Below are 26,491 nucleotides of genomic sequence, written 5' to 3'. Positions count from 1 at the left end.
GGTTCTGTCCTAGTTTCCCGTAAGCTGCATGACCGATTTCGAAACGGCGATCTTGCCGTCATTCATCAGCGCTTCGTGGTTTCGTTCAATATCGTCAAGGTGATAGGCGTAATTGACCATCATCCCGCCCGCCTGACGCAGTCCCTTGGACGATGTATCGCCAAGCCAGTTCAGGCGCTCAAGCTGCGCCCCATTGCCAAGATGGAACCGTGCGGTGGGATCAAGCGGCGATTTGCCGCGCTTGCAGGTCGCAAGATAGCGCGCACACAGCATCATTGCCGGTTTTTTCAGTTCGGCGGTTTTTTCCGCATCCTCGATCCAGCTGTCGTCTTCCATTGCTGCAAGAACGGTGGCGGCGATATCGGCGTCGTCCGACTTGCTTTTCTGACGGGTGCGCAGCCAGCCCATGAAGCCCGGAATGGGCGACAGGGTGGCGAATTGTTTGAGTTTGGGGAACTCGCGTTTAAGTTCCTCGACCACCTGCTTGATCAGGAAGTTGCCAAACGAAATGCCCTTAAGCCCCGATTGGCAGTTGCTGATCGAATAGAAGATCGCAGTATTGGCTTTTTCCGGGGCGGTTTCATCGATTTCCGGTGCCAGAAGGGCCTGAACGCTGTCGGCAAGCCCGTGAACTAGGGCAACTTCAACAAAGATCAGCGGATCATCGGGGATCGCCGGATGGAAGAAGGCAAAGCATTTGCGATCCGTTGCCAGACGACGGCGCAAATCGTCCCAACCCTGAATTTCATGAACCGCTTCGTAGCGGATCAGTTTTTCAAGGATGGAGGCCGACGTATCCCAATCGATATGACGCAGTTCAAGGAAGCCCCGGTTAAACCAGCTCGTCAGCAGGTGCTGCATGTCGGCATCAAGCGGTTCAAGATGGCGGTTTTCCTTGATCAGGCCCAGAAGAGTTTCACGCATATCGACAATCGCGCGCGTGCCGCCCGGTGCCATATTGATCCGGCGCAGAAGCTCCTGCCGGGTGGGTTCCGACGCATGGGTCAGAACCGCCAGATTGGCTTCGGACGGATCATTGGCAAAGGCTTCGGCAGCCTTTTTGACTTCGGTGCGATTGGCGCTGAAATCGTTCTGCATCATTTCAAAAAAGCGCAGATGATCTTCTTTGGGCAGGGTTTCCCAAAGGCGCACCACTTCGCGCGCAACCGCGGTGCCGCGGGCTTCGCCCTTTTGCGACACAAGGTCCTTGCACATTGCCTTTAGCTGGGCAAACGGGTCCTGCGGTGTCGAAAGCGGCAGGTCAAGAAGCTCGCGGCCGCGATCGGCAATGCTCGATATCCAGCTTCTGACGGAAATTCCGGACATTTTAACGTCCTCCTATGACCGTTTCGGGAAGCCATGTGGCGATTTGCGGGAAGAAGCACAGGATCACGATGGCAACCACCATGCACAGTACATAGGGCATCGCCCCTTTCAGGATGGTTTGCAGGCGGATGTCGGGTGCAATCCCATTGATGACATAAAGGTTAAGTCCAACCGGTGGCGTGATCAGGCCGATTTCCATGTTGATCGTCAGGATCACCGCAAACCAGTAGGGATCAAAACCGGCATTGACGATCACCGGCAAAAGGATCGGGGCCGACATCAGGATCACGGCAACCGGCGGCAGGAAGAAACCGCTGATCAGCAAGAACACGTTGATGAAGCCCATCAGAACCCAGCGGTTGACGTCAAGGGCGGAAATCCACTGTGCGATGGATTGGGTAATGAACAGCGAGGACAGCATATAGCTGAACAGACCGGCCGCGCCGATGATCAAAAGGATCATCACCGATTCACGGGTCGTGTCGCGCATGATGTTCCAAAGCTTGCCCGGCTGCCACATGCGATAGATGATCATCGCGACAATCAGGCAGAACAGAGCGCCAACACCCGCCGTTTCGGACGGCGTTGCCACCCCGCCATATAGTGCGAACAGAACCGCACAGATAATGACGATGAAGGGCAGAACACGTGGAAGGATTTCAAACTTTTCCTTCCAGCTATAGGTCACCGATGCCAGTGCAACCGATGCATTGCCCTGACGCCAGGTCGAATAAAGCGACCAAGCCATGAACAGCGCGGTCAGCATCAGACCCGGCAGAAGACCGGCAAGGAACAGGCGCCCGATCGATGTGTCGGTCGAAATGCCGTAAACAATCATCGTGACGCTGGGCGGGATCAGAATGCCAAGTGTACCGCCTGCTGCGATCGAACCAGCCGCAACCGAACTCGGGAAACCGCGTTCACGCATGGCGGGAATGCCCATCTTGCCAATCGCGGCACAGGTCGCCGGTGACGATCCCGACAGGGCAGAAAAGATCGCGCATGCCCCCAGGTTGGAAATGACCAATCCCCCCGGCACACGCGTTAACCAGCGATCCAGCACGGAATACAGATCACCACCCGCACGGGATGATGCGACAACCGCCCCCATCAGGATGAACATGGGGATGGCGAGAACTTCGAAACTTTCAAGTTTGGAAAACAGGATTTCAGGCAGCAGCGGCAGCGCGCTTGCGCCATCGAAAATCCAGATAAACCCGACACCGACCATCAAAAGACCGATACCGACCGGAATACCGGAAAACAGGATCAGGGTGGTGACAATGCCAACGAGCGCGGCAAGAGAAAGCGGATCCATTGCACCGGCTCCTTAAAACGGGTTGTCTTCGATATGGAAGGCTTTCGACCGGTTGGTCAGAAGGCACATCAGATCGGCGAGGAATTGCAGGAACAGCAGGCCAAAACCGACCGGCAGCATCAGATAGGGCTTCCACAATGCAGGGGCCCAGATCGACGGTGATTTCCACCCACCCTGATAGGCTTCGATCACCAGTTCGATGCCGTAAAAGGCAAACATCGCACTGATGGCAAGGCCGCACAGCAGGGTCGCAACCGCAAGCAGTTTGCGCGCCCCGCGTTTCAGATACATCGGCAGAAGATCGACATTCACATGCCCGCGCAGCAGCTGCACATAAGGCAGACCGATCAGGGTGCCGCCGATCATCAGGTAAATCACGGCTTCTGTCTGCCAGACGGTCGAGGAATTCAGGATATAGCGGATGAAGACCAACTGGCAGATCAGCAGCATGGCAATGAAGAACATCGATGCCGCGACAACACCACAGGTCTTTGACAGGAAGTGAACGACATTGACTGCGTGATCAAGCGGGCCACGCGGTTTCATCGGATCAGGGCGCGTCCCTGTGCCGGTGCTGCCGGTTTTTTCAGGCAGCGGTTCGACATCGGGTGGCGGCGGGAAACTGTTATGGTTCGACCGCGCGCGCGGTGCGCCATCGCCTTCGTCAGGCAGGTCGACCGGAAGGGAATTGGGAAAAACTGCGTTCGCCACGCTGGGACTCCTGAAGATCAAGCTCGTCGCAAAAAAGCGGAAAAGAAGTGGCGCCGGCATGCATCCGGCGCCACGAGACCATTATTCTACGGCAAGAGCCATATCGAGCAGTTCCTGACCGCCCGGGGTTTCTTCAACAAACTTCGCATAGGACGTCTGTTTGGCAAGTTCCTGCCATGCCTTGAAGTCGGCGTCGGTCAGATCGGCGATTTCAACACCGGCATCCTTGAAGACCTTGACGCTGTTGGCATCTTCGTTACGGGCTTCTTCGGAATAGAACGCCTCGGCCTTTTTGGCTGCCGCGGCAAGGGCATCTTTCTGGGCGTCGTTCAGACCGTCATAGGTTTTCTTCGACATCAGAACCGGCTGATACATGAACCACAGCGCGTTGGCACCCGCCGGGGTGTAGCATTTGACCTGTTCATAAATGCGGTATGAAACGAAGCTGGCAGAACTGGTGTTGGTGGCATCAAGGACGCCGGTCTGCATGGCCGGATAGATCTCCGAGCTCGGCATTGCGGCGATGGATGCACCGGCACCCTGAAGCATCTGTTCGAACGATTTGCCAGCGGCGCGGATCTGCAGGCCTTTGACGTCATCCGGAACCCGGATGCAGCCCTTGGTCGAGGCAAAGCCACCGGCCAGCCAACCCTTGGCAATGGTAACAACCCCGTTTTCATTCAGGAGTTCTTCCATCTTTGCCATGAAGGGCGAGTTGTTCAGGCGTTCAGCGTGGTCATGGTTTTTAACCAGTGCGGGCATCAGCGTCAGGTTGGTTGCCGGAATGCGGCCACCGGCATAGGCCAGCGGATAGACGATCATGTCAAGCTGACCGCGTTCCATCGGCGTCCACTGTTCGTTCGCCTTGAACAGCGAGCCGGACGGGAAAATCTGGATTTCCAGATCGACATTGGCCGCTTTGACTTCGTCGGCAATGATCTGGGCGACCTTGTGGCGGACATCGCCGGTCGACCACTGGTGAGACAGCTTGAGCGTTTCCGCATCAGCGTTCGAGGACATGCCAAAAGCAGCAATGGACAGGGTAATAGCGGCGACGGACGCCGTAAGGGTACGTTTGAAAATCTTCATCTTTTCCTCCCGGATGAAGCATGCGTTTCTGGATGCATTTGTGACGTGTTGACACGTCTTTTTATTGGTGCGGATTTCGCAATATCAAAAAGCGTTACAGATTTCTGGCATCCTGTCTATGGATTTTTGTATACCAGAAATGTGTATTGCGGTGCCACAGATGTGCGCTCAAGGATTGCAGCCATTTTAGCCGTTTTTTGCCAGATAACTTTTGCGATGCAGCAGAATTTCGATGCAAAGCAGCACGTAAAAGGCTTTGCGTGGTACCATTTTCTATGTTCTGGTATACCACGATTGCAGCGCAAGGATGAGGCTTCTCATGTCACGGAACGGCAAGCTCGCCACCGATCTGGTTCAGAAACTTGAACGCGATATTGTCACCGGTGTTCTTAAACCCGGCGACAAGCTGGACGAGCGCAGCCTGTCGGAACGGTTTGGTGTTTCACGCACCCCGGTCCGCGAAGCGTTACAAACGCTGGCGGGGTCGGGGCTGGTGGCGACCATGCCTCGGCGCGGCACCATCGTTGCCTCGATCACCGTGGCCGATCTGATTGAAATGTTCGAAGTCATGGCGGAGCTTGAGGCAATGTGTGCCCGGCTTGCCGCGCGCCGGATGGCGCGCACCGACATTGAAAAGCTGATCGCACTTGGCAATGAATGCGGCACGCTTCAGGAACATGCAGACGCCGATGCCTATTACGAGGCCAACGTCAATTTCCACGAAGTGATTTACGCCGGATGCCGCAACAGTTTCCTTGAACGTCAGACCAAGAATGTGCGCAACCGCCTCGCACCCTATCGCCGTTTGCAGTTGCACCGGCCGGGGCGGGTGAAAAAATCCAATGCCGAACATTCCGAAATCCTTGATGCGATTTCGACCGGCGATGCCGAACGGGCGGGCCGACTGATGCATCAGCATGTCGCGGTTCAGGGCGAGGCGTTAAACGATCTTCTGGCCATTGTGCCGCGTGGTTACCTTGAGCCGCTGGCGAGCTAGATTTCTTCGGAACTTTGCGCTAAAACCCGCGCATGGCAAAGAAACGTTTGGATCAGTTGCTTGTTGAACGCGGATTGGTGGAAACCCGGTCCAAGGCACAGGCTTTCATCATGGCAGGCAATGTCTTTAGCGGCGAGCAACGGCTCGATAAGCCGGGGCTGCAATGCAAGGAAGACATTTCGCTGACCCTGCGCGGGCAACCCCATCCGTGGGTATCGCGCGGCGGGCTCAAGCTTGAAAAGGGTCTGGCCGAGTTCGGGGTTGATGTCACCGGCTTTACCGGCATCGATGTCGGTTCCTCGACCGGCGGTTTTACCGATGTGCTTTTGCAAAACGGTGCGGCCAAGGTCTTTGCGGTCGATGTCGGGCAGGGGCAGCTTGACTGGAAACTGCGCAATGACGACCGGGTTGTCGTGATGGAAAAGACCAATGCGCGTCACATCACGTCCGAACAAATTCCCGATCCCATTGATATCGTTGTCTGCGACGCCAGCTTCATCGGCCTTCGTACGGTGCTTCCGGCAAGCCTTGATCTGGTCAAACCGGGCGGCTGGCTGATCGCGCTGATCAAGCCGCAATTCGAAGTCGGCAAGGAACGCGTGGGTAAAAAGGGCGTGGTCCGTGAACCGGAACTGCATCAGGAAGTCTGCGACACCATTTCCAGCTGGCTGGCAAATCTTCCGGGCTGGGAGGTGCTTGGCATCGCGACAAGCCCGATCACGGGGCCCGAAGGCAATGTCGAATTTCTGATCGGCGGGCGGAAATCGGCGTAATCAGCGCCGATTTCCGCCAATAGTGATGGGCTTATTTACCGATCACTTTCAGGAAATGATCAATCCCGGCCTGGGCGCAATCCTGATCCTGCGGCGGAGTGCCTGAACTGACGCCGATTCCGCCGACAACATCCCCATCAACCGATACCGGCAATCCACCGGCGACAATCGAAAGACGACCGCCGACTTCGGAATCGATGCCGAATGCCGGCATGCCCGGCTGGGCCGAGGCGGCATATTCATGCGTCGCCTTGCGCGCACCCGCGGCGGTGAATGCCTTATCCTGGGCAATCGTCGTGCTGGTGACCTTGCCGCCATCCATGCGTTCAAAGGCAATCAGGACACCGGATTCATCGGTGATGGCGATGCACATGGGAATACCGATTTCGGTGGCGCGATTGCGTGCGCCTTCGATCAGTATTTTGGCGTCATCGATCGACAGGCGTTTGATGGTCAGCATCGGGCGTCTCCGGCAGGATGTTATTGAAACGGTTGTTTCTTGCCGGGGCATCTTATGGGCGGCGTTATCGGGCGATCAACCGCATAAAAAGTCTTTTCATATGGTGGAAGAAGCCGGTGCCGTGGCAGGCACAATTGTGCCGGTCATGCTGTGATTGTCTTCGTTGCTATCTGCTGGTGTTGACGGTGCAAGGGCCGCAATCGCACCAAGGGCGAGTTCCCGAACCGCAGGATTGGCCTGTTCGCGTACCAGAAGGGCGATGTCGATCTTTGGCAATGGCGGTAGGGATGGATCATCAATAATCTGCATTCCGGCATATTCCGCTGTACAGCGTGGCATCGCCCCTAGCGCATGGCCGCCATCAATTGCCGTGATAATCATGGAATTGGAGTCGCTGCTGTGACTGATGCGAAAGGCGATGTTCTGTTGTGACAGAACTTCGGTCACGGAACGGCGGATCACGCAGCCATCATGGAACATCGACAGGCGAAGCGGACGTGCCTGATGGTCAAACCCGGCATCCGCCACCCAGACCAGCGGTTCGGATGTCACATGCAGGCTGGGGGTTTCGGGATCTGCCGTCAGGATCGCCAGATCAAGATCGCCATTGGCGACCCGTTTGCCGAGATTGCGACTGATATCCGCATGGCAACTGATTTCTGTTTCTGGCAGGCGGAGGGCCGCAATCCGCAGGATTTCCGGCAGATAGATTGCTGCATAGTCGTCGGGAAGCCCGATGCGCAGCACGGCCGGTGCCGCATCAAGAAGATCGGCCAGCATCTTGTCGTTCAGGCCGATAATCCCCTCGGCATAGGATTTGACGACAAGTCCGGTTGTGGTCGGGGTGATGGCGTTGCGGTCGCGCGTAATCAGCGGTGCGCCAACGGTATCTTCAAGCTTTTTGATCTGCTGGCTGATGGCGGGTTGCGTGCGCAAAAGGCGTTCGGCCGTGCGTGTGAAACTTTGGGTATCCAGCACGGTCAGAAACGTTCTGAGCAGATCAATATCGACATTCAGAAGAGCCATAAGCGCAATTTATCCCGACAATAAGGCGAAGCAATTTCACATCGATATAGCACCGCTGCAAGATAAGCGCTATCAGCCAGGGCGCATTTTGCACAACCTGCACCTCGCTATCGTTTCGAAAGACCAGACCATGTCCCGTGCCTTACCTGACATCCTTCGCAATGCCGGAAGTACATCTGTTACTCCCTCCGCCACCACGGACATTGCGCAGCAAGAAGAAGGATTAAAGTTGATGGCTCAGTCATCATTCTGGGCTATTGCGACCCTTGTTGTGGCCGCAATCCTGATGGGGCTCGGTCCGATTTTTGTGCGTTATAGCGGTGTGTCACCCGATGCCTCGGCTTTCTGGCGTGTCGCGCTCGCAGCCCCCGTGTTGGGCGCGACCGTCTTTTTGATGCCGGCAGGATCATCAAAACCAGCCAACGGAAATGACGTTTCCGCGCGCAAGCATGGTAATACGGGTTTGATGATCCTTGCCGGTCTTTTATTTGCCGCCGATCTGGTCGCCTGCCATATGGCGATCGAAATGACGACGGTCGGCAATGCGATTTTGCTTAACAACCTTGCCCCCGTGATTATCGGGTTCCTTGGTCTGTTTGGCATTGCGCGCAAACCCGGCGTGATGTTCTGGTGCGGGGTACCGTTTGCCGTTATTGGCGGCTATTTCCTGTTTCGCGCCAGTGAAACCGGGGCCGGATCCATGCGCGGTGATACCTTTGCCGTTCTGGCGGCCTTTTTCTATGCCGGATATCTGATTGTCATCAGCCGGTTGCGCCGCAATCACAGTGCCGCATCAATCATGTTCTGGAGCACCCTGACCACCATGATTGGCTTGGGCGTGATGATGGTGATCAAAGGCAATTTCGTCCTGCTGCCACATATGACAGGCTGGCTGGCGCTGATCGGTCTTGCGATGCTGGTGCATGTTTTGGGGCAGGGGATGGTGTCGGTCGGGTTGAAGCGCGTGGACGAGGCGACCGGATCAATGATTCTGCTGTTGCAGCCCTTTGTCGCCTCGATCCTTGGGGCTGTCATCCTCGGCGAGATGCTCAATCAGTGGCACATCATGGGCAGTGCGGCGGTGGTTGTGGCCCTTCTGATCGCGACCCGTCGTCGCCGTACGCTCTGAGCACTATCTGGCAATCATGAACCAAAGGGTGCCAACCGGCATCAGGGTTGCGGCAATGCCCAGCATCGTCCAAAGCCTTACACATTTATCATAGGCATCTGGCATGATGGTTTCACCCGCCGCCACCGTCTTGGCGGCAATCCGCGACATATAGAGCTGCAAGGGTAAAAGCCCGACCAGCCAAAGGGTTGCCGCCATGGCAAACAGACTGATGCCAATCGTCAGATGCGGGCTATCGGAAAGCGAAATGCCCCCGGCATGAAAAAGACCAACCCCACCAATCACGACCAGAGCTGCGCCAAAGGCGGTAAAGACCAGATCGGTGACATTCACCAACCGGCAGGCAAAGGCGATGATCACCGGGTTTCTGGTGCGGTCGGCCAGGCTTTTCCATACTGCCGTAACGATTATATTACCCAGAAACAGCACGGCACCCAGAAGGTGAATGAATTTAACGGTGGTGTATTCCATCGCGAACAGCCTTCGAATTTTGGGAAATCGGAATCGGGGATTTCAGATCAGGTATTGTCCGGTGCGGTCAGGTCTTCGGCAAGAAGCCCCAACACAAAATCATCGAGTTCCTGATCGGCAGGCGGAACAATCATGCCGTCAATCACCAGCATGGCGATGCCGTGTGCGCGGCTCCATGCGGCCAGCGCGCGGTTATAGGCGGTGGCAGCCTCGTTCAGGGTCATGTCGGCACGGCGATCAACCGATGTTACGGCGCGCTGCAATACGTCAAACGCATTATCGGCTGCTTCGCGAAGTTCGGGATATTGATCCAATGGCGGGCGTTCCCGGCCAAAGATCAGGCGGAAATGTTGCGGGAAATCGACCGCGAAATGCACATAGGCCGCACCAAGCGCCATGATGCGCTCTTCGTGTTTTTTGATATTTGCAGCAACATCTTCAAGCCGTTCGGCAAAGCGTTCAAACGCATCAATCGCTACTGCCGCCAAAATGCCATCCTTACCGTCAAAATGGCGATAGGGCGCTGCTTCCGAAACACCGGTAAGCCGCGCCAGACGTCGCAACGACAGGCCACTTGGGCCTTCTTCGGTCAGGATGTTTTCAGCTTGCTGTAGAAGGACATTACGGACGTCGCCGTGATGGTATTTCCCCATAAACTCGTATCTCGATTTTCTTATGTTAACTTTGTTAACTTTAACAATCGATAGGCCATGACACAAGCAAAAAAGGACCGTCAATGTGACGGTCCAGTTTGGCGCTGTCGGGGATTATGGAATTATGGAGCCGGGCTTAAAGCACCGCTAAAATCCTGAACGCTAGGTTGCCGGAGGTGGCGATGATGTGGATTCATCATCTTCATTCTGGACCGCAGATATTGAGGATGCGTCATCGCTAACGGTTGCCGTTGAGGTTACGGCAGGGGCCTCGCTGTTATCGTCGGCTTTGTTGTCATCGGTTGCAGCGTCACTTTTGGGCGCAGTTATCGCGGTGGCTGCGGCTTCTGTTCCGTTTTCGGTTGGCGCATTATTGCCCGTTGGTGCCTCTGCCGCCGTGGTGTCGGCAAGTGCGCCAGTGGTGGCGTCGGGCGTAGAAGATGCCGTTGTGTCATCTGTTGATATCGAACCTGCTGCGGATGAGTCGGACGTGCTTCCTGCGTCCGCACCGGTTTGACCGGCAGGCTGCGTGGCCGAACTGTTGGTGCCGCCATCCGTTACGGTATTGGTGCTGTCGCCTGTTGCAGAAGGTGCAGGGGCTTTTTGTGGTTCATCGGCTGCGGTTGTCGCATTGCCAGTATCGGTCGGGCTCGCCGGCATGTCTGGCGTGGTTGTAGCGGATTGTTGGTTGCTGGTGCCTGTATCTGATGCCAATGGCGCAGAAGACGCCGTTTCGGCAGGTTTGTCCTCAGGCGCCGGGGCAAGCGTTGCCGAGGGTGAAGGTGGGTTTGATGATGTCTTGTCATGATCCGGGCGGATCAGGAAGCGATTGGACAGAATATCGCGTCCGACCAGAAGCGGTTGGGTGATGCCCGCCATTTCAAGCAGGCCAAGCTCGACATCACAGACGACATCGCGCAGGATCAGTTTCGTTCTGATTACAGGCGCACGCACCGGTGTGCTGTTGGCGTTGGTGGTAACCTGTCGGAAGGCGGTCACCGGCATGGCCAATCGCCAAGTGATCTGGCGTTGAGTGATTTTGGCGGTTGGATCAGGGGCACTGTCGACCGTGAGCGAGAAGGAAACGCTGCCCACGCTTTCGTCTTCTTCGTCATCAGAGGAACCGGCGTTGGTATCGCCGTCGCCTTCGGGTTGTTCGATGGTCAGATCGCTGACGAAAAGGCAGCTTTGCGGCGCCGCGCCAAGGATCATGGCGGGCAGGGCCGCAATGCCCCAATCGGGCAGATCGACCGGCTCATCAGGATAAAGAACTGTTCTGTTGCCCAAGCCAGCATCCCGACCGGCTGCCTTGGAGGCCGGGGCCGGTTTGTTCGCGGATGCAAGCAGAATCAGGGCTTTGTACAATGTCGGGTTCATACACCGATGACGGTGCAACAGGCTGCTTGTGACAGACTATTTGTGCGATTTGACGTAGGAATTAGTTGTTGATTACTTGTTGCGGTTCCAGCCGTCGCACTGGCCGCGATGGCGCAAAAGATGATCGGCCAGAACGATGGCTGCCATGGCCTCGCCAACCGGAACGGCACGAATGCCAACACACGGATCATGGCGGCCCTTGGTGACGACATCGACATCCTTGCCGTAAATATCGACACTTTTGCGCGGTGTCAGGATCGAGCTGGTCGGTTTGACGGCAAAGCGCACAACAACATCCTGCCCGGATGAAATCCCGCCCAGAATGCCGCCCGCGTGGTTGGAGCCAAAGACCGGCTTGCCGTCTTCGCCCATGCGCATTTCATCGGCATTTTCGATACCTGTCAGTTCGGCGGCCTCAAATCCGTTGCCAATTTCAACACCCTTGACGGCATTGATGGTCATCATCGCCTTGGCCAGATCAGCATCAAGTTTGTCATAGACCGGGTCACCCAGCCCGACCGGAACGCCCGAACAGACAACTTCTATTACTGCACCGACCGATGATCCGTCCTTGCGCAGGCCATCAAGATATTCTTCGAACACCGGAACGGCGGCTGCATCGGGACAGAAGAACGGGTTGTTATCAACTTCGTCCCAGTTCCAGTTGTCGCGATTGATTTCCTTGGTGCCCATCTTGATCAGGGCGCCGCGAATTTTGATATCCTCGCCAAGGACTTTGCGCGCAATCGCCCCGGCGGCAACCCGCATCGCGGTTTCGCGCGCCGATGATCGTCCGCCACCGCGGTAATCACGGATACCGTATTTTTCCCAATAGGTGTAATCGGCATGGCCCGGGCGGAACTGGTTTTTGATTTCGCCGTAATCCTTGGAGCGCTGATCAACGTTTTCGATCAGAAGTCCGATAGGGGTGCCGGTGGTTTTGCCTTCGAACACGCCTGACAGGATTTTGACCTGATCGGGTTCGCGGCGCTGGGTGGTAAAGCGCGACTGGCCCGGTTTGCGTTTTTCAAGAAACTGCTGGATGTCTTCTTCGGTCAGGTCAAGAAGCGGCGGCACCCCGTCAACGACGCAGCCAATCGCCGGGCCGTGGCTTTCGCCAAATGTGGTGAAGCGAAACAGAGAGCCAAAACTGTTGCCAGCCATTTCCGATATCCAGAATTCAGGTGTTTGAAGACAATACAGGCTGCCAGTAAGGCAGCCCGCAAGATCATATCATGTTCGGATCAGGATTTCTGAACATTGATATCCGGTGCGTCTGCCTGTTTCATGCCAACGGTGTGATAACCGCAATCGACATGATGGGTTTCCCCGGTAACGCCGGTTGAAAGATCCGACAGGAAGTACAGGCCCGATCCGCCAACATCATCAAGCGTGACGTTGCGGCGCATCGGCGAATTATATTCATTCCATTTCAGGATGTAGCGGAAATCGCCAATCCCTGACGCGGCAAGGGTCTTCATCGGGCCTGCCGAAATGGCATTCACACGGATGCGATCCGGACCAAGGTCATTGGCAAGATATTTCACACTGGCTTCAAGAGCCGCCTTGGCAACGCCCATTACGTTGTAATGCGGCATCACCTTTTCTGCCCCGTAATAGGACAGGGTCAGAAGCGAACCACCATCGGTCATCAGCTTTTCCGCGCGCTGGGCGATTGCGGTAAAGGAATAGACCGAGATGTTCATTGAAAGCGCGAAGTTTTCAGGCGATGTATCGACATAGCGGCCACGAAGTTCGTTTTTGTCGGAAAAACCGATGGCATGCACGACGAAGTCCAGCTTGCCCCATTTTTCTTTTAACGTTTCAAAAACGGCATCCATGCTTGCTGCGTCGGTCACGTCGCATGGCAGGACGATGTCGCTGCCGACAGACTCCGCCAACGGGCGGACACGCTTTTCGAGTGCTTCGCCCTGATAGGTGAAGGCAACCTCGGCGCCAGCGGCAGCCACAGTGCGTGCAATACCCCAGGCAATGGATTTATCGTTCGCGACGCCCATGATCAGGCCACGCTTGCCAGCCATCAGGCCAGAAATGTTTTCGGCGGAAAAGCTCATTTTCCCTCTCGTTCCCACGATCTCTCTCTGGTGCGGGGCAGCGCGGAACAAAGCTGTGACCCACACAGGAGGCATTTGACATTGGGCGCATCCTACACAAAGCGAAGCCAAGGTCAATCTGGCCTGTTTTATCTTGTGCGGGCGCGCTATCCTGTTGATCAATTACACTATAACCGGAAATCGCGCAGGGATAAGTGTTTAATGGTTCCAATCGGGCAATTACTTAAGGACCGCACCGGGTTTTGGCGCTACGCCATTATGCGATTTGTGCATGACAAATCCGTCCAACGTGCTGCGGGGCTGTCTTATACAACCCTTCTTGCCATGGTTCCGTTTCTTGCTGTTGCGCTTACGGTATTGTCTGCCTTCCCCGTTTTCGAACAGTGGAAGGATCAGATTATGGGCGTGGTCCTGAACAATTTCCTGCCTGAAACCGGCGAACAGGTGACCGACTACCTCGGCAATTTTCTTCAGAATACCGGTCAGATGACCGCGATTGGCACGATTGTCCTCGGCCTGACAGCCGTGATGTTGCTGGGTGCAATCGAAGGCGCGATGAATGATGTTTTCCGGGTGTCGACGCCGCGCAAACTCCTGGCGAAGCTTGTGGTGTTCTGGACCTTGCTGACGGTCGGGCCGATGTTGCTGGGTCTTAGCCTTTCGCTGGCATCCTATATTTTTGCCATGCGCTATATGTTTGGGGCCGATGGGCTGGGTGAACATATTGGGCAGTTGACGTTTCTTGCACCGTTCCTGCTGTCGGCTGTTGCGTTCTCGCTTCTGTTTATCGGCATGCCGAACCGTTCTGTTGTGATTATTGACGGTATTTTGGGCGGCTTGGTGGCGGCCGGTTTGTTCGAGGCCCTCAAAAAAGGGTTCGGGTATTACGTCATTAATTTTCCGACCTATCAGACGATCTATGGCGCGGTCGCGATTGTGCCGATCTTTCTGTTGTGGATGTATCTGACATGGATTGTTGTCCTGCTGGGCGCGCAGGTGGCCGCCGCCCGGTCTGAATGGCGGGCCGCACGTGCGGCAGGGCTCGTTCCCGATCCGCGAGGGGCGGTGCCCGGTCACATGGAACGCATTATCGCGGTATTGCGGGTTTTGGAATATCTGCAACACGGTTTCCGCGAAGCCACCAAACCGCCAACCTATCGCCGGATGTTGCGTGAAACCAAGCTGGGTGGGCGGGATCTTAACTGGGCCTTGGCAGCACTTCGGCGTGAAAAGCTGATTGAACGGTCCGAAAGCCACCGCTGGCTTTTATCAGGCGATCTGTCGCGGATCACGCTGGTGGATCTGATGTCCAGGCTGGGGCTGTTTCTGGATTATGACCGGTTGCTTCTGGTTAATGCCGATGGCGGTTGGCCAGGTGCCATGCGCGAACGTCTGGTGGAACTGGAAAAAACGCGAAAATCCGTTCTGGATGTTGAAATTGCTGCCCTGCTTGATTTGCCAAAACCCGATGATACAGCCCCCAAGCAGGTTGAAACAAAGCCTGAAGACGAAAAGAAAGACGAAATCGGGCCCAAAGACATGACCGAAATCGTCGATTAAAGCGTTACAATCACCCCAAAAGAAACAAGGCCGGATAGGTGTTTCCCGGCCTTGTTTCTTTTGGGGTGATTGTGCGGTTCGCAAACGTTAGTTTTTGGAAACTTCCTGCGCTATTGCATTCAATGCTTTGGCGATTTCTGCCCGGCGTCCGGCATCAGCCGATGCGCGGCTGGGGCGGTCGGGGGCGTTTAATGCTTTTTCCAGATAAACCCGGGCTTCGGCGTAATGATCGTTCTGAAGCAGGAAATCGCCATAGAAATAGTTGGGGTCAATCCCGTCAGGATTAAGTTCCAGCGCCTTTTTCAGGAATTCTTCGGCCTTGCTGTCACTGCCAAAGGCAAGCGGCCATGGGGGCACCTGATAATAAAGCGATCCCAGTGACGTATAGGCCGATCCATCAAGTGCCGTTGGATCGAGGGCAATCGACTTTTCAAACAAATCGCGCGCGTCGTTTACTTTGCCAAGGGCGGAAATGCCGCGCACGATCCCGGCATCGGTCGATAGGACAATACCCTGCCATATCATGACTTCGGGACTATCCGGATAGAGGTTCAGTAGACTTTCGCCCTCGGTTTCAAGTTGATGAATGGCATCAAGCTGCTGTTTTTCATCCGTCATCTGGTACTTGATGCGGGCCCATTCTTCTTGCAGGCGGGCAACGCCACTCATTGCTTCGTTATAGGCTGTGCCAGCATTGACAGCCAAAGGCAGGCTGAGTGCAAAGGCGCATATCATGGCAAAATGGGTGATTTTCATGCCGGGTGGCTCCTTGGGCTGGCATCCGGTTTTTTGGCGATCAGGGGGATGGGGGCAGCCATCTGATCGGCTTTGAGGATTTCTTCGCCGATTGCGGTGTTTTTACGAAGTCCCCTGTCGACGATGCCCGGTATGACGGCATTGATCAGGGCAAAAAGCCGTTCCGGCCAGCCGATCCGAACATCGGTTTTATCGTGTTCAATTGCATTGACGATCTGACGGGCAACGTAACGCGGATCATCTTCGATGACATTTGTGCGACGGTTAAGTAGCCCTGCCTTGCCACTGTTCATGGTGGTACGAACCGCACGCGGGGCGATGTGACTTATGGTGATGCCCGTGCCGGTCAGTTCACGACGCAGCGCATCACTATATCCCTTAAGCCCGGATTTGGCGGCGACATAGCCGGTCATATGGGGCAACGGGATCAATCCGGTCATTGATCCGATATTGACGATCTGACCGCTACCGCGTTTGCGCATGGCTGGGAGAACGGCCTGGCACAGGCGCATTGGCACCAAAAGGTTCAACGTCACAAGCGCGTCGTAATCCTGATCTTCGGCATGATTGAAATCATTGATCCCAGCCAGATTGATCAGGATGTCGGGTGTGTGTTCACGCAATGCCTTGCATGTTGTATCAATGCTTTCCATCAGGTTGCCCTGCGTCGTGCGGTCATAGGCAACGACATTTGTCCCGCGTTCGATCAGCAGGTTGACCAGTGGCATGCCAATGCCGCCAGTCGCCCCCGTCAGGAAAACGGATTTTCCATCAAGCAACATTTTTACGTTGTCCTTCATGCGGTATCGCCGCAAACAGATTGGCAAACAGCCGGAAGGTGTTTTGCGCGACTTCGATGATGGCGGCCTGATCAGCCGGGTCGGTGACCTGATTGACGGTCTTTTCGAAGAATTTCATGTGTTCAAGATCAAGGGTGCCGTGCGAAAACAGATAGCTGAATGCTGATTTCGGCAAATCAAGGCCGGTCATGACGGCATCCGCACCCTGACTGGCGATTTGGGTGGATGTGCTTTCAAGCATGAAGACCATACCAAGGAAACCGACCGGGTTCTTACGGCTGATATAGTCGTAGTTATAGGCAACCATCACCTGGGTTTCGAGGTTTGGTATCGCGTGGCGGGCGGCTTCGCGGTTGCCACCGGCGGCTTCGATATCATTGAGAATCCATTCTTCGTGGCCTTCTTCTTCTTCGAGATATTCAATGATCGCCTTGTGCAGCCAGCGTTTTTCATCTGGCAGGCGCGATCCCATCGCCATCAGGAAGGGAACGGTGTGTTTGACATGGTGATATGCTTCCGTCAGGTAGGCGACATAGGTTGACCGTGAAATGCGACCTTGCAGGCCATCAACAAGCTGGGGAACGTGATAAAGTGACGCACGGGCTTCGGCGGTTTCGGCAACAAGGCGATCATAAAAATTCATGGTTTTCTCCGGGACGGACAAGGGGGATGTGTAAAGTTTGGCAATCGCATCGCGGCGCGGGCGTCCGGTGCCTGTCAGGCAGCCGTTTTCGACCGTAAAGGGGGCAACGATGCGGGTATATTTGATGTGTACGTAATCGGGCAGGCCAGCATTGGCCTCGGCAATCGCGGCACTGATATCGGCGGTTGGACCGGTCGGAACGATCAGGGCGCTTAGTGCCGGTTCCCCATCGCCAAAGACCATGGCCTGATAGATGCCTGGCTGGGCCAAAATGGCGGCTTCAGGCCATTCGGGGGAAATGTTGCGCCCAAACGATGTGATCAGGACGTTTTTGCGTCGTCCTGTCACACAGACGAAACCATCGTCATCAATCTGCCCCAGATCGCCGGTTGCAAGAAAGGCCGGTGCTGATGCGCCGACATAGCCAAGGAAACCGGGATTTTCGATGATGATTTCATCGTTGGAAATCTCGGCCTTTACATGAGGCAAAAGCGTCCCGGTGGTGCCGGGCTTATCTTTGCCCGGAACATTCATTGAAACGACCGATGCGCATTCCGAAAGACCATATCCTTCGTAAACCGGAAGACCGATATGGCGGGCCTTGTCAATCAGGGCCGGATCAACACGCGATCCACCAACCGCAATGAATTTAAGGTCAGGAAGGGGACCTTTGCGGATGACCTGCATCATCAGCGCACGCAGGATTTCAGGCACCAGAATGCCCGATGTCGCACGGGTATCCTTAAGGATTTCGTGCAGGCCCTGATATTGCGGCCCGAACTGGCCAAGCGGTGTCAGGGTAATGGTACACCCGGCCAGAAGACCGGCATAAACCCCCGCGACATTTTCCAGAAGTACTGCAAGTGGCAGCACACAGGCATGGGTGCCAGCAAAATCATCGCCCAGCATCGCGTGGATCGAAGATGCAACAGTGATCATCGCCGATGCGGGCAGGCAAACGCCCTTTGGCGTACCGGTGGTGCCGGACGTGAAGGTGATTTTTGCCGTGCCATCGGGGATGTCGGGCGAACGCGACTGCCCTGTTTCCGCGATCCCATTAGCCGTCAGCATGTGGGTGATGCCCGCGGTAACAATGGTGTGATTGATCTGATCGCGGGTGAAAAATGGCGGGATCGGGACGCATACAATACCGGCCGATAGGGCGGCAAGGTCCCAGACCAGCCAGTCGATCCCGTTATCAAGTGCTATACCCAGTACATCGACATCTGCAAGTTCTAGACAACGTGCGTCGATCAGGTCGGAGAGGTCGCCATAGGTTACGCTATCATCGCCTTCGCGGAGTGCGACTTGATCGGCGTTATGGGTGCGGATGCATTCGAACAGCATGATTATTTCTCGCCGTTATGTTGCAGATGGGGGTAAAGGTGCGGGCGCATGTGGGTGTATTCTGCACCCAGCAATGTCTGAAGGCGGCGATAACCATGTTCGACCGAACCAGACAGAACATGCGGGCACGTGTCGTAATACCGGCCCCAGTCGATTTCGTTTTCCGTCAGCCGTGTTGGATCGGCATGGGCGTGGCGAACGGGCTTGAGGCCCATTTTACGCAGGCGTTTTTCAATACTGTCGGTGCCGGTCACAACCGCCTGTTTAAAGCCGTTATGGTGCAGATAGGCCGACAGTGCCGCAAACAGGAAGGACGACGCCCCACCGCCCGAGGACGCCAGATTTCCGATCTCGACAATCTGATGGCGCGGCACACCAAGGATCACTTCGATTGGCGCGGGCAGATATTGTTCAAGAAACAGCGGCCCATGCCCGGCTGACCGGAAACCAAGGGCGGCGACGATCCGTCCGGCATCGTCGCGGACACTCATCAGGCTGCCATATTGCACGCGGATCGCGGCGTCATAGGCGTCGGCATAGATATTGGCGATGAATGTTTCGACTTCGGGGCGTTCTGTCGCCAGAAGTGTCAGCACCGAAATGGCACAGGCACGCATCTGCAGATGATCCAGAAAACCGCGTTTCTGGAAACTGAGCTTGGCGGTGGGAAAACCGTTTTCATTATAATTCAGGTGAAGCATGCCATTGGCCTTCGACTGCGTTGATAGCGCATTCTTGGCCAGGAACCTGACAGCAACCTGAATGAGGGATTATTAAAGCAAAACCTTGGAAATGTTACTTTAGCGGGCAGTGTTTTCTGGGGTATTGCCGGGGATTTCGATCTTTACCGTACCATCGGAACTGCGCAGATGCAGGTCGCGTTGCGGGAACGGAATTTCGATCTCGTTTTCCTTGAAGCTATCCCAGACATTGAGCAATACCTCGCTGATGATATTACCACGTCCGTTTTGTGGGTCCGTGATCCAGAAGCGGATTTCAAGATCGACCGAATTATCGCCAAAGCCGCGTAGCAGTGTGTTCGGGCCGGGATTATCCAGAACGCGAGCGCATTTTGCAGCAGCCTCGTTACAAAGTTTGATCGCGAAATGTGGATCGCAACGATAGGCAATGCCGACCGGAACCTTCAGGCGCAATTTGACGTCCGAGTGGCTCCAGTTTTCCACCTGATTGGTGATAAGGTCTTCGTTGGGGATCAGGAATTCGGTGCCGTCCCGGGTGCGGACGGCGGTGTAACGCGCGCCAAGCGACTGAATCCAGCCAAATGTATCGCCAATCGCAATCACGTCGCCCGGCTTGATCGACCGGTCCAGCAACAGGATCACGCCGCTGATCAGGTTGGCGACAATCCGTTGCAGACCAAACCCGATGCCGACACCGATGGCACCACCGAAGACAGCAAGCGCGGTCAGATCGACACCGATGGTCGAAAGCGCAAACAAAACCGCAATCGACAGCAGCACAAGTTTCAGAAGCTTGGACATAAGCACCTGAACCGATGGCGTCAGGCGATGAACCTTCTGGATGCGTTGTTCGAAAATGCGCGAGGCAAATGACGCGACCCAAAGCAGGATCGCCAAAGACAGCATTGCCTTGAGGATGCCAAATACCGATATTCGAAACTGCCCGATATGAAGGGCAAGGCTGTCCAGCAGATCAATTGCCGGATCAAGCCAGCCGACAATGTTAAGGGCGGCCAGCCCCCATGCAATGATAGCGATACTGCGGGCCCAGACGGGATCATTCACCACCGCTGTGCCCAGACGGATGAAAATCCACGCATTCAGAAGGCTTGCGACAAGGCGCAGGATATTGTGCCGCAGCCCCGCCTGTATCGCGACCGCATCAATAAACCAGATCAGCAGAACCAGAATGATCGGAAATGCCAGATCAGGTAAAACCGCCAGCAACCGACGGAACCCGGCATAGTGCAAAAGCGCCCGCCAGTTCTGCAAGCGCGCCAGTTGGCGCGAAAGCGGCCTGCGCAGCAACAGGGCAGGGATCACCGACAGCAAACATGCCCCGATCTGTAACAGGATCGGAACCAGCAAGATATTGTTGTCCACCCATGCGGCGGCCTGTTCAAACCAGATCACGAGCTGGTCGGGATTCCAGAATGGCTCCATACGTCCCCTGATTTTGCCCTGTATTACGATTGGTGAATGGAAAGCATTATATTTCATATGGTAACGCGAAACCGCCTGCGAGAGATAGGGGGCTAATTCTTCGTGTTCTGGTTGGTTCTGCGAAAGATGCGTCTTTTGGCTTTGGTTTCCTTGACGTTAGATAGCTATCTATCTAAATCTCTAGGATCAAAAACCTCCTGCAGGTATCTCCCCCATGACAATTTCCAAAGATAGCAATGCATCGCGTGAACAGTTCGGTTTCTGGCTGGGCATGCTTGCCCGGCAATGGCGCGCGGAAGTCGATCGGCGTTTATCGCCCTTTATCCTGACCGAGGCGCGCTGGATCATCCTGTTTCGGCTCAGCACGACCGATCATGACCTGACGCAAAAGGAACTGGCGCGTATTGCCGGGGTTCAGGGGCCGACATTGGTGCGGACATTGGACTGGCTGGAGGAAAAGGGATTGATCGAACGGCGCGAAGTCCCCGATGACCGACGGGCAAAAACGGTTCACCTGACCGAAAAGGCCGAACCGGCGCTGCGACAGATTCAGGCGGTCATACAAGGTGTCCGCGCTCAGATTTTTGCCGATGTTACCGATGAAGAACTTGAACATTGTCTGACCGTGTTCAAAAAGATCGGCCGACAGTTCGATGCCTTTGCCGGAAGTGAACAGGACAAGGACATCATCATGGTTGGACGGGTGAAAACCTAAAACCGTTTCCACCGTCTTATATCTACCTGTGAGGCAGGGCTTGGTCGGATGATCGGTTCCGCAGGGTTTCGCGCTCCCATCGTTCGGTCAGAACTGCGGCCCCAAAGCCGAGCCCGCCAAAGATCGCAAGACTGATCACAAGTGCGGGCAGTAAACTGTTTGCGGGCATGAATGTCGGCGAGCCGCCGGGCAATGACAACCAGACCATTGCAGCACTGCCCCATAAAATGCCAACCGCAACCATTCCGATCCCGGTAAAGGCAAGCCGCAAGCGCGAAAGATATTTCATTATTCTGACCTGCGCCGCTCGACTGCTCCATCAGAATGGATCGCTACGGTTTCCTGTGCCGGGCCATCAAGGGCAAGCGCGATAACATCCGCCGGTTTGCGCCGCAAAAGTGTAACGATATCGCCAGACGGGACCTCGCCGATCACGCTATAACCCGCAACCCGCCCGATCTTGCAATCGCGCATCGGGGCAGGGGTGATCATCATTGCCTGTTGTTCTGAAAGGGACAGGTTGCTGACCTGTGCGGCGCGAACGTCAAAACCTTCGGCCACAAGGCGGCTTTGCCAATCGGTGCTGTCTTGGCAATCATTCGTGTATGAAAGTTCAAGCGTCGGGCGCGACGTGCCGACAAATGCGGTCAACCCGATCAGGGCGATACCGGCAAGAATCGTAGAAAGAGCAATGGGTTTCATGACTTCTGCCTTTGTCAGATAAAACTGCAAAGGCAGAATGCCTGTTAGAGCAGGTGCGAGTCTTGAGCCCGGTCAAGCCGCAATCGGGCGTGGCCGGGCTACCCGTGTTAACGTGCCTTGTAAGGATGTTTTTCCGACCATTCTCGTACGAAATCGATCAGTTCATCGTCGCGATCTTCGGGCAGCTTTACGGTCAGATGTACATATTGATCGCCGCGTTTGTCACCCCGGTCATATGCCGCACCCTTGCCACGTAGCCGCAATTTCGTGCCGCTATTGGCGTTGGCGGGGAGTTTCATGCTGACCTTGCCATTGATCGTAGGGACTTCGATAGACCCGCCAAGGATTGCTTCGGCCAGGCTGATCGCAAGATCGCAATGCAGGTCATTGCCTTCGCGACGGAAAACCTTGTCCGGGTGGACATGCAGCTTGATCAGCGCATCACCAGCTTCCCCGCCATTCATGCCGGTCATTCCCTGGCCTTTCAGGCGAAGGGTCTGGCCATCTTCGCTTCCGGCAGGGATGCGGACTTCAAGGCTTTTACCGCTGGCAAGATTGATGCGCTTGGTCGTGCCGATAATGGCTTCGGCCAGATCAAGGCTAAGCTCATAGGAAATATTGGGTCCTTTGACCTTTTCTGCCTGTCTGCGCCCACCAAAACCACCGAAGCCGCCCCCGCCCCCGCCGCTACGGCCAGCCTTGCCGAAAATCTCGTCAAAGATATCCTCGGCATTGGCACCGGAAAAACCAAACGGATCACCGCCAGCCTGGCCGCTATAACGCGCACCGCCACCACGGCCAAACGGCCCGGTTTCACGGCCATCGGCATCAATTTCGCCCGCGTCATATTTTTTGCGACGTTCGGCATCCCCCAAAAGATGATAGGCGGCCGAAACTTTCTTAAACCGCTCTTCGATCTTGGTGTCACCGGGATTGACGTCCGGGTGCAATTCGCGCGCAAGTTTGCGATAGGCTTTTTTGATTTCGTCCTGGGTGGCGTTTTTGGCAACGCCCAAAGTCTTGTAGGGATCCTGCATCGCCTGACCGGTTGGAAAATGGGAAACGCTATAAATGTATTATAGGCCTGTATTGGCTGTTGCAAGGAAGGCATTTGTTTTTATTGCTGTCCTTGACACGGCTCAGATATGAAAAAGCGGCGCTGTTCGCAAGGAACGCGCCGCTTTTTTTAATGTCGTTTCGCGACGGTCAGTTTACAACTTCCCAGCTTCCATCCGGCTTGCGGCATGCGGTGCCGTACGCTTCTTCCTGCTTGCCGCCGATGGTGACGGTCTGCTGGTATTCACGGCAATATTCCTGGGTTTTCGGTTCCTGATAGGTCCGGGTCGGGGTTACCGTACCACGAACCCCGGTATCGGGGTTGTTCCAGGTCGATGTCTGGCCCGTCGGCGCACTTTCAAGGGTGCGCTGCGTGCTTTGTGCCATGATCGCGCGGTCGGCATTGTCCAGTGACTTGCCGACTTCACTGCCGATAAAGGCGCCAGCCAGTGTACCAAGTGCCACACCGACAAGCTGTCCCGATCCTTTGCCGAACTGCGCACCGGCAACCGCACCACCAACCGCGCCCAAAAGGGTGCCTGCGGTTTGTTTCTGGCCTTGATCCTGTGCACAACCGGTAATGAATGCGGTCATTATGACGGGGATTACGATATGACGAAATTTCATATTTTTTTGCCTACCTTGTCTTTCCTGTCCCAACCGATATGTTCTGTATCTACGGAACGATCTTGATTGCGTCGTTTCACGTATATCCAAAACCCGTATCTTTCGAATTTGGTGCGGATTTTGAACTATCAAAGGAATCCTGACCCCAATGGACGAAAAAAATACGCCAAAAATGGGGCATGAAGATCATGCCGTACCGTTCGATCTTTTTGACGTGTGGTTTAAAGAGGCGAAAAACAAGGAGAAACCGTATCCGGATGCGATGACGCTGGCGACAGCAGATGCGCGCGGGCGGCCTTCGGCGCGAATTGTACTGCTTAAGGACTTTGATCTGCGCGGTTTTGTTTTTTACACCAACTATGAAAGCCGCAAGGGCGATCAGCTTGCCGAAAACAGTTTCGCCGCATTGTGCTTTCACTGGAAGTCGCTTGAAAAATGCGTTCGCATCGAGGGGGCGGTGATCAAGGTCGACACTGTGGAGTCCGACGAGTATTTCGCATCCCGACCGCGCGGCAGCCAGCTTGGTGCGTGGGCGTCAACCCAGTCCCGCCCGATGAGTGGCCGGTTCGATCTGGAAAAACGGGTTGCCGAATTCACCGCCAAATTCGGGCTGGGCAAAGTACCTCGCCCGGAGCATTGGGGCGGCTTCCGCCTGATCCCTGATCGCATCGAATTCTGGTCCGAAGGCAAGTTCCGCCTGCATGATCGCCAGCTTTACACCCGCGATGCCGAGGATAAGGGCTGGAACCTGCAAAAGCTTTTCCCGTGATGTGGAAGGCTGTTCTGAAAATGCAAAACGCGCGAATGTCGGTTCGCGCGTTTTTGTTTGGCTGGTTTGATCAGTATTCTTCTGACGGGCAGAAGACTTCCTGTAACACGACGATGATTTTCATGATCTCGGGATTGGCCAGTGAATAATAGATGGTTTGCGATTCCCGGCGTGTCTTGACCAGTCCCTCGCGGCGCAAACGGGCAAGATGTTGCGACAGGGCGGATTGTTTAATACCTAGTTCACCTTCAAGCGCGCTGACTGATTTTTCTGTTGTTCCAAGCGAACATAAAACCATCAGACGCCACTCGTTTCCCAATGTTTTCAGGAACTCGGCAGCCTCGCGAGCGTTTTCATGCAAGTTTTTATAGGGCATCGCAGGCAGTATCCATTCTCGAAGTCAGTGCGGCTATTTTCTGGCACGTTAAGACCAATAAACCGTATAGGATGATTAATCTTCGGCATTCGGCAACGCATTGGTTTGATGTTACACTGGTTTCTTTCTCAGCCTAAGCATTTCGTAGGGGAAAGCCCCTTTTCAATGCATGGACGGGATCTTTTATAAAAGTTTTGATCTTGAACAAGGAAAGATGCGTTTTCTGGTTGCAGACTGTCCCTTTCTGACGTCTTGACGCATTCTAGTGATCGCAACAAGGCACACGTGTCGGAAGACACATCAATTCTCGGGAGTGAGTGCGATGGCAGTAAGAACAATTCTGGCCCCGGTGGCGGGTTCGAACATTGATCAGCGTGTACTGGATCTGGCGTTCCGGACGGCCAAAAGATTTGATGCACATCTTGAGGCATTGTTTGTTGCCGCTGAACCACAAGATGCGATCCCGATTGTCGGCGAAGGCATGTCGGGCCTGATCATCGAAGAAATGATGCGGGCTGCTGAAAACGAAACCCAGCGCCGTGAAACCCGCGGGCGTGCTGCCTATGATGCGGCGCGTGACGCCGCCGCCGTTGCCGAGGCCGCCGTTCCGATGGCCGATCTTCAGGCGACCTGTGCATGGCGGCGCGACAATGGTCGTGAAGACGAAACCGTTGCCCGACGTGGTCGTCTGTTTGATCTTGTGGTTATTGGCCGCGAACCGCGCGAAGCTGCCGCATCGCTTACTTTTGATGCCGCCCTGATGGAAACCGGTCGTCCGTTGCTCGTTGCGCCAGAAAAAACACCCGAAACCGTTGGCGAAAAAGTCGTGATTGCCTGGAATGGCGGAGTGGAAGCCGCCCGTGCCGTGACATCGGCCATGCCACTTTTGCGTACGGCCAAGGAAGTCACCATCGTTAGTGTCGGCGAAGTCCCCCATGGGCGCGCCTGTGCCAAAGCATTGGCCGAACAGTTCCTTTGGCACGGAGTCGAGGCGCGGGTGTCCGAATTGCCCGAACAGTCGCACGTTGCTAATGCCTTGATATCCGAGGCAGAAAAGGTCGGTGCCGATAGCATCGTACTTGGCGCTTACAGCCATTCGCGGTTCAAGGAAATGATCCTTGGTGGTGTTACACAGGATATGCTGGCAAAATGCACTTTGCCGCTTTGGATAATGCATTGACCCATGGGTCACGTAACATCCTGAAATCCGGATGATTATTTGTATGATCATTGGTATATGACAAAAAAGGCGCAGTCCTTTGCGCCTTTTTTGTTGCGTCTGCGAACAAAACCCGCCACCGTTACTGAAATCTTACAAAGACGACGGCCCGATCAACGAGGCCTTCGCCCGATAAAAGAACAGTGGAAGAAACGTCTGGCAGGGGAAAATCCCATGTTATCACTTCGCGATGTCATTGATTTCGCATCCATGTCCGAGGATCTGAGCCGGGAGCTTACCCGTCAGAATGTCGGCTTGCCCGATCTTGGCGCTTTGGTTGCAAGCTATTCCGGTGTTGCTGCTGGCCCTGTTAGCAATTGCAATGAAGCACCATGTGCCGCCAACGATGTGGATGGCGAATAACTTACAAAG

Annotated in this window: 29 protein-coding genes; 8 read left to right on the top strand and 21 right to left on the bottom strand. The window is 55.2% G+C overall.

From position 1 onward, the window contains the following. Positions 1–9: 9 nt before the first annotated feature. From TH468_RS16425 to dctP, 4 genes are all read right to left on the bottom strand, one after another. The gene (locus tag TH468_RS16425) at positions 10–1,326 is read right to left on the bottom strand and encodes a malonyl-CoA decarboxylase (RefSeq protein ID WP_085645686.1); all 1,317 of its coding nucleotides are present in this window, start codon (positions 1,324–1,326) and stop codon (positions 10–12) included. A gap of 1 nt (position 1,327) precedes the next feature. Beyond that, complete coding sequence (locus TH468_RS16420) at positions 1,328–2,644, bottom strand: TRAP transporter large permease (protein ID WP_085645685.1); 1,317 nt, start codon at positions 2,642–2,644, stop codon at positions 1,328–1,330. A 12-nt stretch (positions 2,645–2,656) separates the two neighbouring features. Then, positions 2,657–3,355 (bottom strand): TRAP transporter small permease, encoded by a 699-nt coding sequence (locus TH468_RS16415; protein WP_037990007.1) that lies wholly within the window; start codon positions 3,353–3,355, stop codon positions 2,657–2,659. Between the two features lie 81 nt (positions 3,356–3,436). Further along, a complete protein-coding gene (gene dctP / locus TH468_RS16410; RefSeq protein ID WP_037990004.1) occupies positions 3,437–4,444 on the bottom strand; it encodes a TRAP transporter substrate-binding protein DctP in 1,008 nt (335 codons plus the stop codon). 319 nt (positions 4,445–4,763) lie between these two features. Here dctP and TH468_RS16405 point away from each other — a divergent pair, with 319 nt between their 5' ends. Then, a complete protein-coding gene (locus TH468_RS16405; RefSeq protein WP_085645684.1) occupies positions 4,764–5,441 on the top strand; it encodes a GntR family transcriptional regulator in 678 nt (225 codons plus the stop codon). Between the two features lie 32 nt (positions 5,442–5,473). Next, positions 5,474–6,214 (top strand): TlyA family RNA methyltransferase, encoded by a 741-nt coding sequence (locus TH468_RS16400; protein ID WP_085645683.1) that lies wholly within the window; start codon positions 5,474–5,476, stop codon positions 6,212–6,214. Positions 6,215–6,245: 31 nt separating this feature from the next. On the opposite strand, the gene TH468_RS16395 is transcribed toward TH468_RS16400, so the two are convergent. After that, complete coding sequence (locus TH468_RS16395; RefSeq protein ID WP_085645682.1) at positions 6,246–6,674, bottom strand: heme-binding protein; 429 nt, start codon at positions 6,672–6,674, stop codon at positions 6,246–6,248. A 96-nt stretch (positions 6,675–6,770) separates the two neighbouring features. Then, entirely contained in the window at positions 6,771–7,700 is a 930-nt protein-coding gene (locus TH468_RS16390) for a LysR family transcriptional regulator (RefSeq protein WP_085645681.1), read from the bottom strand. 232 nt (positions 7,701–7,932) lie between these two features. Between TH468_RS16390 and TH468_RS21500 the strand changes: the two genes are divergently transcribed. Further along, entirely contained in the window at positions 7,933–8,829 is an 897-nt protein-coding gene (locus TH468_RS21500; RefSeq protein ID WP_168177163.1) for a DMT family transporter, read from the top strand. A gap of 3 nt (positions 8,830–8,832) precedes the next feature. Here the strand turns inward: TH468_RS21500 and TH468_RS16375 are convergent, their stop codons facing one another. The 5 genes from TH468_RS16375 to fabI form a co-directional block, all read right to left on the bottom strand. After that, the gene (locus tag TH468_RS16375) at positions 8,833–9,300 is read right to left on the bottom strand and encodes a DUF2269 family protein (RefSeq protein WP_085645679.1); all 468 of its coding nucleotides are present in this window, start codon (positions 9,298–9,300) and stop codon (positions 8,833–8,835) included. Positions 9,301–9,347: 47 nt separating this feature from the next. Beyond that, positions 9,348–9,953 carry a TetR/AcrR family transcriptional regulator gene (locus tag TH468_RS16370; RefSeq protein ID WP_085645678.1) on the bottom strand — a complete coding sequence of 202 codons (606 nt, stop codon included), beginning with the start codon at positions 9,951–9,953 and terminating at the stop codon, positions 9,348–9,350. 162 nt (positions 9,954–10,115) lie between these two features. Further along, a complete protein-coding gene (locus tag TH468_RS16365) occupies positions 10,116–11,240 on the bottom strand; it encodes a hypothetical protein (RefSeq protein WP_139834741.1) in 1,125 nt (374 codons plus the stop codon). A 162-nt stretch (positions 11,241–11,402) separates the two neighbouring features. Then, the gene (aroC, locus tag TH468_RS16360) at positions 11,403–12,494 is read right to left on the bottom strand and encodes a chorismate synthase (protein ID WP_085645676.1); all 1,092 of its coding nucleotides are present in this window, start codon (positions 12,492–12,494) and stop codon (positions 11,403–11,405) included. Positions 12,495–12,574: 80 nt separating this feature from the next. Further along, positions 12,575–13,405 carry an enoyl-ACP reductase FabI gene (fabI, locus tag TH468_RS16355; protein WP_085645675.1) on the bottom strand — a complete coding sequence of 277 codons (831 nt, stop codon included), beginning with the start codon at positions 13,403–13,405 and terminating at the stop codon, positions 12,575–12,577. Positions 13,406–13,606: 201 nt separating this feature from the next. On the opposite strand from fabI, the gene TH468_RS16350 reads away from it, so the two are divergent. After that, the gene (locus TH468_RS16350; protein ID WP_085645674.1) at positions 13,607–14,965 is read left to right on the top strand and encodes a YihY family inner membrane protein; all 1,359 of its coding nucleotides are present in this window, start codon (positions 13,607–13,609) and stop codon (positions 14,963–14,965) included. Between the two features lie 87 nt (positions 14,966–15,052). On the opposite strand, the gene TH468_RS16345 is transcribed toward TH468_RS16350, so the two are convergent. The 5 genes from TH468_RS16345 to TH468_RS16325 all read right to left on the bottom strand — a co-directional run bounded on the left by TH468_RS16345 (position 15,053) and on the right by TH468_RS16325 (position 20,655). After that, the gene (locus TH468_RS16345) at positions 15,053–15,721 is read right to left on the bottom strand and encodes a tetratricopeptide repeat protein (protein WP_085645673.1); all 669 of its coding nucleotides are present in this window, start codon (positions 15,719–15,721) and stop codon (positions 15,053–15,055) included. Next, entirely contained in the window at positions 15,718–16,521 is an 804-nt protein-coding gene (locus tag TH468_RS16340) for an SDR family NAD(P)-dependent oxidoreductase (protein ID WP_246832367.1), read from the bottom strand. Before TH468_RS16340 ends, TH468_RS16345 begins: the two co-directional genes overlap by 4 nt. After that, positions 16,493–18,511, bottom strand: a complete 2,019-nt coding sequence (locus tag TH468_RS16335) for an AMP-binding protein (RefSeq protein WP_085645671.1) — start codon at positions 18,509–18,511, stop codon at positions 16,493–16,495. The genes TH468_RS16340 and TH468_RS16335 overlap by 29 nt, the downstream gene beginning before the upstream one ends. A 2-nt stretch (positions 18,512–18,513) precedes the next feature. Next, positions 18,514–19,212: a thermostable hemolysin gene (locus TH468_RS16330; protein ID WP_085645670.1), complete on the bottom strand. Its 699-nt coding sequence runs from the start codon at positions 19,210–19,212 to the stop codon at positions 18,514–18,516. 99 nt (positions 19,213–19,311) lie between these two features. Further along, positions 19,312–20,655 carry a mechanosensitive ion channel family protein gene (locus TH468_RS16325; protein ID WP_085645669.1) on the bottom strand — a complete coding sequence of 448 codons (1,344 nt, stop codon included), beginning with the start codon at positions 20,653–20,655 and terminating at the stop codon, positions 19,312–19,314. Positions 20,656–20,869: 214 nt separating this feature from the next. Here TH468_RS16325 and slyA point away from each other — a divergent pair, with 214 nt between their 5' ends. Then, complete coding sequence (gene slyA, locus TH468_RS16320) at positions 20,870–21,370, top strand: transcriptional regulator SlyA (protein ID WP_085645668.1); 501 nt, start codon at positions 20,870–20,872, stop codon at positions 21,368–21,370. A 22-nt stretch (positions 21,371–21,392) separates the two neighbouring features. On the opposite strand, the gene TH468_RS16315 is transcribed toward slyA, so the two are convergent. The 4 genes from TH468_RS16315 to TH468_RS16300 all read right to left on the bottom strand — a co-directional run bounded on the left by TH468_RS16315 (position 21,393) and on the right by TH468_RS16300 (position 23,755). Next, positions 21,393–21,659, bottom strand: coding sequence for a hypothetical protein (locus tag TH468_RS16315; protein ID WP_085645667.1), 267 nt, complete (start codon positions 21,657–21,659; stop codon positions 21,393–21,395). Beyond that, positions 21,659–22,072 carry a DUF411 domain-containing protein gene (locus TH468_RS16310; RefSeq protein WP_139834740.1) on the bottom strand — a complete coding sequence of 138 codons (414 nt, stop codon included), beginning with the start codon at positions 22,070–22,072 and terminating at the stop codon, positions 21,659–21,661. Before TH468_RS16310 ends, TH468_RS16315 begins: the two co-directional genes overlap by 1 nt. A 107-nt stretch (positions 22,073–22,179) precedes the next feature. Continuing rightward, positions 22,180–23,109 (bottom strand): DnaJ C-terminal domain-containing protein, encoded by a 930-nt coding sequence (locus tag TH468_RS16305; RefSeq protein WP_085645665.1) that lies wholly within the window; start codon positions 23,107–23,109, stop codon positions 22,180–22,182. A gap of 169 nt (positions 23,110–23,278) precedes the next feature. Beyond that, entirely contained in the window at positions 23,279–23,755 is a 477-nt protein-coding gene (locus TH468_RS16300) for an RT0821/Lpp0805 family surface protein (RefSeq protein WP_085645664.1), read from the bottom strand. Between the two features lie 148 nt (positions 23,756–23,903). On the opposite strand from TH468_RS16300, the gene pdxH reads away from it, so the two are divergent. After that, positions 23,904–24,524 (top strand): pyridoxamine 5'-phosphate oxidase, encoded by a 621-nt coding sequence (gene pdxH, locus TH468_RS16295; RefSeq protein WP_085645663.1) that lies wholly within the window; start codon positions 23,904–23,906, stop codon positions 24,522–24,524. 70 nt (positions 24,525–24,594) lie between these two features. Here the strand turns inward: pdxH and TH468_RS16290 are convergent, their stop codons facing one another. Further along, positions 24,595–24,900, bottom strand: a complete 306-nt coding sequence (locus TH468_RS16290; protein ID WP_085645662.1) for a helix-turn-helix transcriptional regulator — start codon at positions 24,898–24,900, stop codon at positions 24,595–24,597. 322 nt (positions 24,901–25,222) lie between these two features. On the opposite strand from TH468_RS16290, the gene TH468_RS16285 reads away from it, so the two are divergent. Next, a complete protein-coding gene (locus TH468_RS16285; protein WP_051682248.1) occupies positions 25,223–26,080 on the top strand; it encodes a universal stress protein in 858 nt (285 codons plus the stop codon). 213 nt (positions 26,081–26,293) lie between these two features. Further along, entirely contained in the window at positions 26,294–26,482 is a 189-nt protein-coding gene (locus tag TH468_RS21495) for a hypothetical protein (RefSeq protein WP_063095421.1), read from the top strand. The last annotated feature ends 9 nt before the right edge of the window (positions 26,483–26,491 follow it).

The sequence above is a fragment of the Thalassospira sp. MCCC 1A03138 genome, assembly GCF_002115785.1.
In the GTDB taxonomy this organism is placed as follows: Bacteria; Pseudomonadota; Alphaproteobacteria; order Rhodospirillales; family Thalassospiraceae; genus Thalassospira.
The sequence above is the reverse complement of the archived record's forward strand: the minus strand, read 5'-3'. Positions and strand labels throughout refer to the sequence as shown.